The following is a 12842-nucleotide window of genomic DNA, read 5'->3' as shown; positions in this document are numbered from 1 at the left end:
ATCGCTTTTTTTTGACTTGTCATCGCGCCATTGCGCAGGAGACTTGCATGAAACGTGCTTTTATTATGGTTCTCGACTCCTTCGGGATCGGTTCCAGCAAAGACGCCGATAAATTCGGTGATGAAGGATCGGATACGCTCGGCCACATCGCCGAAGCGTGCTTCGAAGGCCGCGCCAATGAAGGTCGCGAAGGCCCGCTGCATCTGCCAAACCTGACCGCGCTCGGCCTGGGTAAAGCGGCTGAACTCTCTACGGGGCGTTTCCCGCAGGGGCTCGACGCCAATGCAGAAATCATTGGTGCCTATGCTTACGCCAGCGAGCTGTCATCCGGTAAAGATACGCCGTCAGGCCACTGGGAAATCGCCGGTGTACCGGTGCTGTTTGACTGGGGCTACTTCAGCGACAAAGAGAACAGCTTTCCGCAGGAGCTGCTTGATGTGCTGGTGAAACGCGCCAATCTGCCGGGTTATCTCGGTAACTGCCACTCTTCGGGTACGGTGATCCTCGACCAACTGGGCGAAGAACACATGAAATCCGGCAAGCCGATTTTCTACACCTCGGCGGACTCGGTATTCCAGATTGCCTGTCACGAAGAGACGTTTGGTCTTGATCGTCTGTACGAGCTGTGTGAAATCGCACGTGAAGAGCTGACCAACGGTGGCTACAACATTGGCCGTGTTATCGCGCGTCCGTTTGTCGGTGACAAAGCGGGCAACTTCGAGCGTACCGGCAACCGCCACGATCTGGCCGTAGAACCGCCTGCGCCAACCATGCTGAAAAAGCTGGTGGATGAGAAGGGCGGTGAAGTGATCTCTGTGGGTAAAATCGCGGATATCTATGCCGAGCAGGGCATTACCCAGAAGGTGAAAGCCACCGGGCTGGATGCACTGTTCAATGCCACCATCGAGCAGATGAAAAAGGCGCCGGACAACTCCATTGTGTTCACCAACTTCGTTGATTTTGACTCCACCTGGGGCCATCGTCGCGATATCGCGGGTTATGCCGGTGGACTGGAGTTCTTTGACCGTCGCTTGCCGGAGTTGATGGAGTTAGTGAAAGAGGGTGACATTTTGATCCTCACCGCTGACCACGGCTGCGATCCAAGCTGGCACGGCACTGAGCACACGCGCGAGCACATTCCGATTTTGATTTATGGCCCGAAAGTGAAGCCGGGATCGCTGGGTTACCGCGATACCTTCGCGGATATCGGCCAGACCATTGCGAAGTATTTTGGCCTGTCCAGCATGGACTACGGTAAAAGCCTGCTGTAAAACAGCCCACCAATTTTAATAAGGAAAATAACCATGGCAACGCCTCATATTAATGCAGAAATGGGTGATTTCGCGGACGTCGTACTGATGCCAGGCGATCCCCTGCGCGCTAAGCACATTGCTGAAACCTTCCTGGAAGATGCAGTAGAAGTGAACAACGTGCGCGGCATGCTGGGTTACACCGGGACTTACAAAGGCCGCAAAATCTCAGTGATGGGCCACGGCATGGGCATTCCATCTTGCTCGATCTACACCAAAGAGCTGATCACTGATTTTGGCGTGAAGAAAATCATCCGTGTGGGTTCCTGCGGTGCGGTGCGTGCCGATGTGAAACTGCGTGATGTGGTGATTGGTCTGGGTGCCTGTACCGATTCCAAAGTGAACCGTATGCGTTTCAAGGATCACGACTTCGCCGCGATTGCAGATTTCGACATGGTGCGTAATGCGGTTGATGCGGCAAAAGCACTGGGTGTGGATGCGCGCGTTGGCAACATCTTCTCTGCCGATCTGTTCTATACGCCAGATCCGCAGATGTTCGATGTGATGGAGAAGTACGGCATTCTGGGTGTGGAAATGGAAGCTGCCGGTATCTACGGCGTGGCAGCGGAGTTCGGGGCTAAAGCGTTGACCATCTGCACCGTGTCGGATCATATCCGCACGCACGAGCAGACCACGGCTGCTGAGCGCCAGACCACCTTCAACGATATGATCAAGATCGCGCTGGAGTCGGTGCTGCTGGGGGATTAATCCCGTCTGTTTTGTTCGGTGCGCTGCAAGGCGCACCTGACGAAACGCATCAGTGCACAGGGTCGTCATTGATGGCGACCTTATTCTTCACCCTGCCATTTATGACGACCTCGTGAGTCACCGCTCGGAATCAGCGATACCACTTAGGGCGACCTGAACCTCTCCTCGTAAACATCTGACACACTTTTACCCAGGCTTGTGCATCTTCGTGCTGGCTCTAAAGCAATCTCTGCTTATCATTAGCGTGATAACAAAGAGACTAAGCCCCCCTGATGAATTTCCGTAATTTCGAAGCTGAAGAAAAACTGTTTGTCCGCCGTGCGCTTGTCGCTTTTGCTCTGGTCGTCATCTGTTTCATTATCCTTGGCGTTAACCTGTATCGTCTGCAGGTGGATCAGCACAGCTATTACCAGACGCGGTCCAACGAAAACGACATCAAAATGATCCCCATCGCGCCGACGCGAGGGTTGATCTACGATCGCAACGGTATTCCGCTGGTGCGTAACGTCACCTGGTACGACATTCTCGTGACGCCGTACAAAATCGACAATATGCAGGAAACGCTGAAGCAGCTGACGCCGATTGTCGACCTGACGCCAGAAGAAATTGAAACCTTCGAGCACGAACTCAAACAGAACAGCCGCTATAAGCCGGTCGAGTTAAAAGCAGAACTCACCGATGAGCAGGTGGCGCGCTTCTCCGTCAATCAGTTCCGTTTCACCGGCGTGGCGATCGATACCTATGAGGACCGCGAGTATCCCTATGGCGCCGATTTAGCCCATGTGGTGGGCTATGTTTCCAAGATCAACGATAACGATTTCAAACGCCTTAATGCCGAAGGCGTCGGCGAAAACTATGCTGCCGACCACAACATCGGAAAGCAGGGCATTGAAGGCTATTACGAGTCAATTTTGCACGGCAAAACCGGTTATCAGGAAGTGGAAGTGGATAACCACGGTCGCATTGTGCGCGTGCTGAAAGAAGTGCCGCCGGTTGCCGGGCAGAACGTCTATCTGACGCTGGATCTGCATCTGCAACAGTACGTTGAGAGCCAGCTCGCCGGTCAGCGTGCGGCGGCGCTGATTGAAGATCCACGCGATGGCAGCGTGTTAGCGATGGTGTCTGCGCCCAGTTACGATCCCAATCCGTTTGTGAAGGGCATCAGCTACAAAGCCTATAAAACTCTGTTGCAGGACAAAAATCTGCCGCTGATCAACCGTGTCACGCAAGGCCTGTATCCACCGGCCTCGACAGTTAAACCCTATATGGCGATGTCCGCGCTGCTGACCAAGGTGATCACCCCCAGCTTTACCATTTTTGGTGCACCGACCTGGACACTGCCAGGCACCGATCGTAAATATCGTGACTGGAAAAAATCGGGGCATGGCACGCTGGATGTCACCAAGGCGATTGAGGAGTCGGCGGACAGCTTCTTCTATCAGGTGGCGTTTATGATGGGCATCGATCGTATTCACACCATGCTGAGCCAGTTTGGCTACGGCAAACCGACCGGCATCGATCTCAATGAAGAGTATGCCGGGCTGCTGCCAAGCCGCGAGTGGAAGCAGAAAGTACATAAACACGCGTGGTATCAGGGCGATACGGTTTCGGTAGGGATTGGGCAGGGTTACTGGATCGCTACGCCGATTCAGATGGTGAAAGCGCTGGTGGCACTGCTCAACAACGGCCGGGTGATTAATCCGCACCTGCTGGAGAAATCGCAGCGTGGCACTGAGCAGCAGCTGTATCAGCCGAAAGACCCGCAGCCGCAGATTGGCGATCCAAAATCACCGTACTGGTCGCTGGTGCGTCACGCGATGTTCGGCATGGCCAATGCACCGAACGGCACCGGTTATAAGTATTTCCACACCGCGCCTTACGGCATTGCGGCGAAGTCGGGGACGTCTCAGGTGTTCAGTCTGAAGCAGAACCAGGTCTACAACGCGAAAATGATCCCGACGCGCCTGCGTGACCACATCTTCTATACCGCGTTCGCACCCTTTAATGATCCGAAAGTGGCGGTGGCGTTGATTCTGGAAAACGGGGGAAGTGAAGGGGTGACGGCAGCGCCGTTGATGCGCAATATTCTCGATCACATCTTCCTGCCGCCACCGTCTGAGCCGCCGGTGGAAACAGCACAGAAAAATTAATTTGCGCGAGACCGCACACACCGTCGTGGTGCGATTTATCGCGCGAACCTGAGCGGTAATGCTAATCTCTGCGCTCTAGATGCTGTCGCGACAAGGCTCGTCTAGCGGAAGAAAACCCGATTGCGACCGTGGTTTTTCGCATCATATAGCGCGGCATCAGCATTGTTATACAGGGTTTCGAAATCAGAACCCGGTTTGCCGTAGCTCACGCCGAGGCTGGCCGTGACTAATTGACCCGGCAGCACCGCCAATGGCGAGGCGTTCAGTGAGGCATGAATCGCGCCCGCGACAATCACCGCGTCCGATAAACGGTAGTGCGGCAGCAGCACGGTAAACTCTTCACCGCCAATACGGCCAATGCTGGCATCTTCCGGACAGTGCGTCTGAATACGCGACACCAGGCCGCAAATCACCTTATCACCCATTGGATGACCGAACTCATCGTTGATCTTCTTGAAGTGGTCGATATCGAGAATGATCAGCGCCGCTGGGCCATTGCTCAACGTATTCGTAATACGCTGAATGATGGCACCGCGGTTCCAGACAGCGGTGAGAGGATCGTGGCTGGCTTTGTATTCCAGCTCCTGAGCCAGTTGATGCAGCTGCTCATTGACGCGGTTCAGCTCGCGTTCAGCACGGTCACTGCGCGAGATCATGCGATAGGTCTCGCGCATCAGGCGCTGATAGTGGCGATTAACGTTCAGCAACGCATTACGATAATCGTCTGCACTGAGCGAGGTCTGAGCCGCAACATCCTGAGCGCGCGTTAGCACCTCGCTCTCTTCGCGAAACAGCTCATTCAGGTCCATCATGAGGCCATTTCCGCTCGCAGATTGACCTGCAGATCGGTAAAGTCCAGCGCCAGTTCCTGACCGAACTCTTCAGACACATCATCTTCTTCATCAAAGAACCAGTTGAGTTCAACCTTTTGGCCTTTCTGCGCCAGCTGATTGAACAGATCAAACAGGCTAAACAGCATTTTGGTGCTGGAGCTGTTGAAATAGCGCAGGGCAATATTGGCTTCGATCTGGCCGCTTTGTGCGGGCTGCCAGCTTTCCAGCGCATCCAGCAACGGACGGTAGAAGGCGGCGGCGTTTTCTGGCCAGGACTCTCCGCGCAGGGAAAACTGGCCGCTTTCGAAGTCAAAATTGACCTCGGGAGTGCTTTCTGTGGCAGCAATAACAAGGTTTTGCATAAACAATTCAATCCTGGTGAATGGTGGCTTTGAGCCAAAACGTGGCGTAACCACTGGACTCCAGCGGACGCAGTTCATACTCCAGCGGTTCACTGACATCACGGGCAAGTGTCAGTAATCCTATGTTGGCCCCTTTGCTTGTGGCAGGGCTCTCAGCTCGCAGACCTACGCGGTATGCCTGTTTGATCTCTTCATTGCTCATGGTACGCAGCAAATCCAGCCAGTAACGCAGCTGCTCACAGGCGACTTCATCGACCTGATTGCTGCTTTCCAGCACGTAGTTGTCGCCATCTACGCGCAGCGTAACGGTGCCAAAGCGAAAATCCTGCTCGGCGTGGTTCATGACGCGGCTATCCTGCGAATAACGCAGGATATTCTGTACGATTTCAACAAAGCTGGAGAACAAGCGGCGGCGCACTTTCACCGGCGCCTGCTGGTTCTCCAGAAAGACCTTAATCACCTCGCCCATGGCGGTGATGTTCTGCGGCGAGAAGAAGCCAGTATAGTGCAGTGCAACGCTTTCTGGCGGTACGCGGCTAAGGGTTGAACCTGAGTTCATAGGGTGCTCATTCAATAACGGAAGCCAAACCAGGTGACGTCATCGCGTCGCGGCTGGTTGCCTTGCCAGTTGAGAAATTCCCGCTCAAAGGTCGCTGACAGCTCGTCCATCGGCAGGGTTTGATATTGTGTTACCAGCGTCTGAATGCGCTTTTTGCCAAACATAATATGGCGTTCACCGCCGGGCTGATCGGTCACGCCATCGGTCATCACCAACAACATATCGCCGGGATGCAGCGTGCGTTGATGTTCCGGCCAGATGTAATCTTGCGGCGTATCGGTGTAACCCACACCGACGCGATCGGCCTTTAGCGATTCCGCTTCGCCAGCAGCCGGATGTAACAGCGCATGCATGCGTGCGCTGGCCCAGCTGAGTTGATGTTGGTGAGTATCAAGGCGTAGCGCGATAGCATCACAGCCGTCATTGGAGAGCGACGTTTGCTGCGTAGCATTGAGCTGCCCAAGGGTTTGTTTAATATGACGATTCAGTGATTGCAGCAGATCGGACGGTGCCCGACGGTTTTTCTGCAGCGCGTTTTCCAATGCGGATTGCAGGATCACCGTCATAAAGGCACCCGGAATGCCATGGCCGGTGCAGTCGGCAATCAATGCCAGCCAGCCGTGTTCATCCTGATGGAATGCATAATAGTCGCCGCCCACGCCATCGCGCGGCTGCCAGTGCAGGCACCAGTCATTGAGTTGCTGGGCCATTTGCTGTTTTGAGCGATCAAGCATCGCGTCCTGAATCACGCGTGCATAATCGATACTCTGCAAAATTTGTTGATGCTGTTGTGCCTGCAAATCGGAGACGGTGCGGATCAAATCGATCCCCAAACCGATACCGATATAGCGGCCTTGTTCGGTCAAAATAAATCCGTCGGTGACCGATTTATCACCGGTTGCCACCACCTGATGCGCCACCTGATCCAACTCGGTATCGGCATCAATCACCAGCGGCTCTTTGTCCATAAAAGCGATGCAGCTTTTGCGGTCATAGAGTTCGCGGAAAAACGGGCGCGTCATCTGTGACAGGAATATATGGCGGTTGATCATGCCAAACGGCGTGCCGTTCTCGATGACCGGCAAACCGATCAAATCTTTGTGTTCGGTAAACAGAGCCATGACCGCAGTGTTGTCCATGGCGGGACTCACAAACGGTACCTCAATGCACAGCGAACGCGCACGGGAACGGCTCGACAGGGAGGTTAATCCTGCGCGTAAATCAGGCAGCTGCATAAGAATTTTTCTGGCATTGATTAGGATTTATCCTAGATTACTGCACTGCCATGACAGTTTTATGTCACAGCAGTGCAATAGAAGAAGAGATAAGACGAAAATCACTCTTCTTTCAAGGCTTCAGCCACATGACTGATGGCGCGCACCACTTCGCTGGAGCTGCCGCGAATCTCAGAGATCACACCGCCCGCTTCTTTGGCTAACACGACGCCATGATCGGCACGTTTCAGGTTAGATTCGATGCCTTTCAACGCTTTTTCGGCGAGAGTGTGATTATGTTGCACCATATTCTCGATCTCGGTGGTGGCGCGGTTGATATTCGCCGCCAGCGTGCGAACCTCGTTAGCGACCACAGCAAAGCTGCGACCATGTTGCCCGGCACGCGCGGCTTCCACCGCGGCGTTGAGCGCCAGCAGATTGGTCTGATCGGCGATGCGGCGAATGCTCTCGACAATCGCACCAATGCGGTCTGAGGATTCGCTGAGGTTGCTGATATCGCCGGAAATACCGTGCAGTTCGCCCGCCAGTTCATTGATGGTTTGCACACTGTTTTCAATCACCGTGGCACCGAGTCGTGTGCTTTCGCTGGTTTGCAGCGCCGTTTGATATGCCTGCTGTGCCGCCTCGCGCTCCAGATGGTTCTTCTCCACCTGTGCGGTCACATCGGTGGCGAATTTCACCACTTTGTACAGTTCGCCCGCTTCGTTGAACACCGGGTTATAGGTGGCACGCAGCCACACGGTGCGTCCCAGCTTGTTGACGCGCTCAAACTGGCCGGAGATATATTCGCCCTGATTCAGCTTGTGCCAGAAGCGGCGATACTCGTCACTGTTACGCATCTGCGGCGGGCAGAACTGGCTGTGATGAACGCCAATTACTTCATCGCTGCGATAACCCATGGTTTTAAGGAAATTGTCATTGGTCATCAGCACTTCGCCTTTGAGGTTAAAGGCGATGACCGCCATCGAACGCTCAATGGCGGTGGTCATGGCGCGCTGCTCTTGCGCATCAATAATCCGTGCGGTGATATCGCTCGCCAGCTTAACGATTTTGATCACCCGGCCGCTGCGGTCCTGCACCGGCACATAGTTGGCTTCCAGCCAGATTGGGCGGCTGTGTTTTGCCACGCGCAGGAATTTGTCGCTAAAGCCTTCGCCACGGTTCAGGCGGCGCCAGAAATCGCGATACTGCGGGGACTGGACTAAATCAGCCGTGCAAAACATGCTGTGATGCTGGCCGACAATCTCCTTCAGCGTGTATCCCATCCGTTCAAGGAACAGTTCATTGGCGGTGAGAATGTGGCCTTCCGGCGTAAATTCAACCATCGCAATCGCATCCTGCAACGAACTGAGCGTTGCACTGCTGCGAGCGCGTTTCTGCCACGCCAGGCGTGACAGGATTCCCGATGTAATTGTGCTAAACATGGTGGACCTTATTATTGGTATTTGTCGTCACATTGGTTATCGGCGGGTGCGGTTAAAAATTCACCACTAAAGTTGGTAGTTGCAGAAATTTTTTACCGGATGGTCTGAAGGTTGCTGTAAAAGCCAGCAGTCAGCGGATTTTTGCTGAAAAGCGTTTGACGGTGCGGCCTGAGTAGGGTTTAATGCGCCCCGTTGCCCGGATAGCTCAGTCGGTAGAGCAGGGGATTGAAAATCCCCGTGTCCGTGGTTCGATTCCGCGTCCGGGCACCAACATTCTGAAAACCCAGCCTTTATGGCTGGGTTTTTGCTTTTCTGGGTTTCTAAAACATCTTCACGTACTCACCCCATCAAAAGCATTAATTTTGATTCCTGTGCTTTAACGGTATGCACAGCGGTAGCTCACCAGATACAGAGCGCTTTTCGGATGACGATAATTCTACCGTTAGAACCATCGACCGGCAGGTTAATGCCGTGGCTCATGCCGATAATTTCAATGCTGCCTTCACGATCTTGAACATCAACAGGTCCTCGAATATCTTCTCCACTATCGTCTTTCAGCCACATATGCGGAGGGAATGGCATTTTACTTTCTCTTTGTTTTTTTAATTAGCTTCATGATTGTTAAGTAAACAGCTGTAGAACTGGACATCACGATGGAAAAATCAATATAGAAATAGGCGTCGTAGAGGGTTTCAATATTGGATTCGCCACTGATGAAAACGGCGACCTTATGGGCGAAATCCGGAGAGATATACGTATCGGCACAACCGATCGACCTGCCCACAACAAGCGTTATAAGTATAAAGAAAATGCATTTTGCGATTCTAAGGGCAAGTACTTGAACCATTGGCCACAACCTCAATTAATCCTCGGGCCATAAAAGAAAGCTGGCTTGGTACAGACACCATTGCAGTGTTCATAAACGTCTGGCGGATAAGCACATAATCTTCGCCATTTAAAATCGATGTTCCCTGAAGTGCCATTACCTGTCCCTAATTAACAATCATGTAATAACTGTGGGTAATGTTACATATGATGAATTTTTAGAGCCAGTGAGAATAATGACGTGTTTTCATTTTTGCATAGTGGCCCACATTATATAATCGTCTGAAGGCAAGATTTGGTATGGATCCAGTTAATCCTTAAAAATGAAAAGAACCGACTGAATACTGCGAAGTCGTTTGAGTAAAGTGCCAACTAACTCTTTATCTGATAAAAAGCTTATCAACCTGAAGAATACCCTGACATTAATGGAAGTCGTCAGGTTTTCACTACAAAAATTTAATCAAAAAATGATAATAATGAGATGATTCGTAATGTTGTCTTCAGTTATGTATTTAATTAATAATTTATCACATAAGCGCTGTAAGGTTCTTATGTTCTGTTGTTCGCTATTCTCAGTGATTTTTTGATTTCTAGCTAGTGGGATTGGTGATTCAACCTCTTCGAAATATTTTTAACAAATGGACTCGTTATAATGAATAAGATCTTTAAATTTTCAATTGCCGCTGCGGCAATCGCGTTGCTGTCTGGATGTACTGGAAGTGTGTACAACAAAGAAAAGAATTGTGACTACGATTACTTACTTCATCCGGCTGTATCAATATCTAAAATCATCGGTGGTTGTGGGCCGGTAGATAAATAATTTTTATTGTCATGCGCGGCTGGTTTTAACGTCATGCCAGCCGCGATATTTATCATCTCGTTCGGTTTTCTCGCCTTAATTTCACTTCAACTACAATCTCAATGCTCAATGCTCAATGCTCAATGCTCAAACTACGCATGTCGCTAATAGTAATAAACCTCAAGGTAAGCATTATGCGCACCTGTGGCGGGCATACGATGTAAAGTCAGTTGGCCGCGGGTTTCACCGGGTTTACCCCTGGCAGCGCTCATGTCGATCTTCGCTCCATCAGGTGTATAAGCCTGGCGTAATACCGCATTACTTCCCGGCTGACACTGAAACGTGTACGACGTACTGAGTGATGATGCCGAAAGTGTTGGCTGAATGACCTGCGTTTCGCAACCTGACGGTTGAATGACGCCCGTGACGCGTAATTCAACACTTTGCGCGAGGGTCAGCCCGCTCGTGCACATGGATAGTAGTAAAATCAGTGGTTGAATACGCATCGTACTGCTCCGATTCAGGTGATGATTCTGTTATCGGTTACTGTGCGTTATGACTTTAATTTGAATATCGAGCCGTCGTGCACACTTAAATATCCAGATGAATTTCTTCAATGCCCCCATCCTGCTGGGCCGGAACCGCGCAGCAGATCAGCACTTCATCCTTAGCCACACTGGCACTCGGAAGGGTTGTGTAAGTGACTGCACCTCGCAGCAACCGGGTTTTGCAACTGCCGCAATGCCCTTCACGACAGCTGTACTCCGGGCTTAACCCACGCGCTTCAGCCAGTTCCAGCAGTGAACCGCTTTGCGGTGTCCAGCGCGCCTCTTTCAGTGATGCCATAAATTTAATCGGCACGTCATGAGTTGCAACCGCTGGCAGCGCCAGTTCGGGCTCAACTTCATCTTTTTGGCGCTGTAGCGATGAGGGACCAAAAGCCTCCGCGTGAATGCGCTGGTCGGCGATATTGTAGCTGCGCAGCCCGTCATATATTGCCTGCGTAAACTGCGGCGGGCCGCACAGGTAAAAATCGTAGTCGTTGAACGGCAGCACCTGGGAGAGTAACGGCATATCGATGCGGCCGGCGATATCGTAATCAAAACCCTGTTCCGCTTCTTCCGTCTGGCTCAGCACACGCACCAGCTTGAATGCGCCCAGTGAAGCGGCCAGCAGCGAATCTAACTCTCGTACAAAAGGGCGCTCAGCTTTATGGCGCGCGGACTGAATAAAGTAGGTCGGGCGCATGCGCTGTTTACGGCGTCCTTCATAAACCAGATGACGCAGCATAGCCAGCATCGGAGTAATGCCGACGCCCGCCGCCATCAAAACGGCTGGGCGCGCCTCTTGTGCATCGATGGTGAAATCACCGGCTGGTGCGCGTGTTTCAAGCCGATCGCCAACCTGCAAATGATCGTGCAGATAGCGCGAAACCACGCCATCGCGTTTGACGCTGATGCGATAAAAACCGTCTGACGGCGCGACGGACAGGGTGTAGTGGCGAATAAGTGGTTTCTCAGCATCGGGTAATCGCACACGAATCGGCAAATGTTGTCCGGCCTGGTGCGGCAGCAAACCCGCGCCATCATCCGGCATCAGATGAAATGAGCGAATCGACGCGCTCTCATCAACAATCTTCGTCACTCTGAATGGCCGCCAGCGCTGGGCCAGTTCGCTGGCGCGCAGGCGTTCGGCGGCAGATTGCCAGTCGCCAGTCATTTCTGAAGCCGGTGAGATACCGCCCGCTTCCGTTTCCCAGCGCAAGGCGAGGGCGGCGTGACGACGCACGATGCGGCGCGGGCGGAAGGTCCACAGCCGTTCGGCACCCTGAAATGCAGCGATCTCCGGCGAATCGAGGATCACGCTGGCATCACCGGTCATTTGCAGCGTATCGCCGCTGCGGTAATCGACAAACATCAGCCCGGCTTTACCGTTCTGGTGGATGTTGCCGAGCGTGGAGAAAAACAGGTTGCCGTTAAAATCGGGAATGGTCAGCAGGCCATCGTCATTCACGCGCACAAAGCCGGGTTTGCCGCCGCGATGCGAGGCATCCACCTGCCGTTCATTGTAGGTGGCAACGTAAAACGCATCTGCGTTGATGATAGTGGTGAGGGCCGACTGATCCAGCGTGCTGAGTACTTCAATCTCACCTGTCGCAGGCTCATCGGGCGAGCGAGTAAAGCGGAAGTCGCGCAGCTGAATATAGCGCGGGCAGTTGCCGAAACTCTGCTCTACCTGTACCCGAAAGCCACCGCCAATCGCGCTCAGGACACCGTTCATGCGGTTACGTCGACGGGTGTGCAACTCGATGCCGAGCAGGCCAACCGGTGCGCCGTCAGTAAACCCGACAGCAGCCGGATCGCGGGGATCGGGTTGGGCGGCAATATCCAGCGTGGTGGCGTTGGGCGAGAAAATAAAACCGGGTTGGCCTTCCAGCAGCGTAGCCCAGGCATCGCCTTGCGCGTCCACGCTGCCTGCCACGATAAACGGCAGCTGCGCGTAGAAGTCACGATGCTGATCGGGCATGTAGTCGCGAATCACGCGCTGGCCGACTTCCGCCATGCGTTCGGCTACGCCCGCCTGTTGTTGCAGGGCTATTTCACCTGCATGCCATACCGGAAGTTTCTCGCCCATGAT

11 protein-coding genes, 1 tRNA gene and 1 pseudogene are annotated in these 12842 nt (G+C 53.0%); 5 read left to right on the top strand and 8 right to left on the bottom strand.

The features are described 5' to 3' along the window. Nucleotides 1-47 precede the first annotated feature (47 nt). The 3 genes from deoB to mrdA all read left to right on the top strand — a co-directional run bounded on the left by deoB (nt 48) and on the right by mrdA (nt 4168). A complete protein-coding gene (deoB, locus tag ACCW76_RS03930) occupies nt 48-1271 on the top strand; it encodes a phosphopentomutase (protein WP_436337809.1) in 1224 nt (407 codons plus the stop codon). Between the two features lie 33 nt (nt 1272-1304). Further along, nucleotides 1305-2018: a purine-nucleoside phosphorylase gene (gene deoD / locus ACCW76_RS03925; protein WP_034828492.1), complete on the top strand. Its 714-nt coding sequence runs from the start codon at nt 1305-1307 to the stop codon at nt 2016-2018. 272 nt (nt 2019-2290) lie between these two features. Beyond that, nucleotides 2291-4168 (top strand): penicillin-binding protein 2, encoded by a 1878-nt coding sequence (mrdA, locus tag ACCW76_RS03920; protein ID WP_436337808.1) that lies wholly within the window; start codon nt 2291-2293, stop codon nt 4166-4168. 101 nt (nt 4169-4269) lie between these two features. On the opposite strand, the gene ACCW76_RS03915 is transcribed toward mrdA, so the two are convergent. The 5 genes from ACCW76_RS03915 to ACCW76_RS03895 form a co-directional block, all read right to left on the bottom strand. Further along, a complete protein-coding gene (locus tag ACCW76_RS03915) occupies nt 4270-4980 on the bottom strand; it encodes a GGDEF domain-containing protein (protein WP_080748190.1) in 711 nt (236 codons plus the stop codon). Beyond that, nucleotides 4977-5363, bottom strand: coding sequence for a DUF1987 domain-containing protein (locus ACCW76_RS03910; RefSeq protein WP_034828496.1), 387 nt, complete (start codon nt 5361-5363; stop codon nt 4977-4979). The genes ACCW76_RS03915 and ACCW76_RS03910 overlap by 4 nt, the downstream gene beginning before the upstream one ends. Before the next feature lie 7 nt (nt 5364-5370). Further along, nucleotides 5371-5922 carry a SiaB family protein kinase gene (locus ACCW76_RS03905; protein WP_038644769.1) on the bottom strand — a complete coding sequence of 184 codons (552 nt, stop codon included), beginning with the start codon at nt 5920-5922 and terminating at the stop codon, nt 5371-5373. A gap of 11 nt (nt 5923-5933) precedes the next feature. Continuing rightward, a complete protein-coding gene (locus tag ACCW76_RS03900) occupies nt 5934-7157 on the bottom strand; it encodes a SpoIIE family protein phosphatase (protein ID WP_038644771.1) in 1224 nt (407 codons plus the stop codon). 101 nt (nt 7158-7258) lie between these two features. Further along, nucleotides 7259-8581 carry a methyl-accepting chemotaxis protein gene (locus ACCW76_RS03895; RefSeq protein ID WP_436337807.1) on the bottom strand — a complete coding sequence of 441 codons (1323 nt, stop codon included), beginning with the start codon at nt 8579-8581 and terminating at the stop codon, nt 7259-7261. Between the two features lie 194 nt (nt 8582-8775). Between ACCW76_RS03895 and ACCW76_RS03890 the strand changes: the two genes are divergently transcribed. Continuing rightward, nucleotides 8776-8851 (top strand) — tRNA-Phe (locus tag ACCW76_RS03890). A 147-nt stretch (nt 8852-8998) separates the two neighbouring features. On the opposite strand, the pseudogene ACCW76_RS03885 reads toward ACCW76_RS03890, so the two are convergent. Further along, nucleotides 8999-9163: pseudogene (locus tag ACCW76_RS03885) on the bottom strand (type VI secretion system tube protein Hcp); the annotation flags it as partial. 895 nt (nt 9164-10058) lie between these two features. Between ACCW76_RS03885 and ACCW76_RS03880 the strand changes: the two are divergent. After that, the gene (locus tag ACCW76_RS03880; RefSeq protein WP_436337806.1) at nt 10059-10226 is read left to right on the top strand and encodes a DUF4223 family protein; all 168 of its coding nucleotides are present in this window, start codon (nt 10059-10061) and stop codon (nt 10224-10226) included. A gap of 143 nt (nt 10227-10369) precedes the next feature. On the opposite strand, the gene ACCW76_RS03875 is transcribed toward ACCW76_RS03880, so the two are convergent. Both ACCW76_RS03875 and ACCW76_RS03870 read right to left on the bottom strand, forming a co-directional pair. Next, entirely contained in the window at nt 10370-10711 is a 342-nt protein-coding gene (locus ACCW76_RS03875) for a hypothetical protein (RefSeq protein WP_436337805.1), read from the bottom strand. Between the two features lie 85 nt (nt 10712-10796). Next, nucleotides 10797-12839 (bottom strand): FAD-binding oxidoreductase, encoded by a 2043-nt coding sequence (locus ACCW76_RS03870; protein WP_436337804.1) that lies wholly within the window; start codon nt 12837-12839, stop codon nt 10797-10799. Nucleotides 12840-12842 lie beyond the last annotated feature (3 nt).

This window comes from Pantoea sp. C8B4 (genome assembly GCF_051336905.1).
GTDB classification, from domain to species: domain Bacteria; phylum Pseudomonadota; class Gammaproteobacteria; order Enterobacterales; family Enterobacteriaceae; genus Pantoea; species Pantoea rwandensis_B.
Note: the sequence above shows the minus strand (reverse complement) of the source record. Positions and strands in the feature narration are given on the sequence as shown.

What these genes read in the sequence shown, in the direction of transcription:
- deoB (WP_436337809.1), top strand. Translation starts at nt 48, where the DNA reads ATGAAACGTGCTTTTATTATGGTTCTCGACTCCTTCGGGATCGGTTCC.
- deoD (WP_034828492.1), top strand. Translation starts at nt 1,305, where the DNA reads ATGGCAACGCCTCATATTAATGCAGAAATGGGTGATTTCGCGGACGTC.
- mrdA (WP_436337808.1), top strand. Translation starts at nt 2,291, where the DNA reads ATGAATTTCCGTAATTTCGAAGCTGAAGAAAAACTGTTTGTCCGCCGT.
- ACCW76_RS03915 (WP_080748190.1), bottom strand. Translation starts at nt 4,980, where the DNA reads ATGATGGACCTGAATGAGCTGTTTCGCGAAGAGAGCGAGGTGCTAACG.
- ACCW76_RS03910 (WP_034828496.1), bottom strand. Translation starts at nt 5,363, where the DNA reads ATGCAAAACCTTGTTATTGCTGCCACAGAAAGCACTCCCGAGGTCAAT.
- ACCW76_RS03905 (WP_038644769.1), bottom strand. Translation starts at nt 5,922, where the DNA reads ATGAACTCAGGTTCAACCCTTAGCCGCGTACCGCCAGAAAGCGTTGCA.
- ACCW76_RS03900 (WP_038644771.1), bottom strand. Translation starts at nt 7,157, where the DNA reads ATGCAGCTGCCTGATTTACGCGCAGGATTAACCTCCCTGTCGAGCCGT.
- ACCW76_RS03895 (WP_436337807.1), bottom strand. Translation starts at nt 8,581, where the DNA reads ATGTTTAGCACAATTACATCGGGAATCCTGTCACGCCTGGCGTGGCAG.
- ACCW76_RS03880 (WP_436337806.1), top strand. Translation starts at nt 10,059, where the DNA reads ATGAATAAGATCTTTAAATTTTCAATTGCCGCTGCGGCAATCGCGTTG.
- ACCW76_RS03875 (WP_436337805.1), bottom strand. Translation starts at nt 10,711, where the DNA reads ATGCGTATTCAACCACTGATTTTACTACTATCCATGTGCACGAGCGGG.
- ACCW76_RS03870 (WP_436337804.1), bottom strand. Translation starts at nt 12,839, where the DNA reads ATGGGCGAGAAACTTCCGGTATGGCATGCAGGTGAAATAGCCCTGCAA.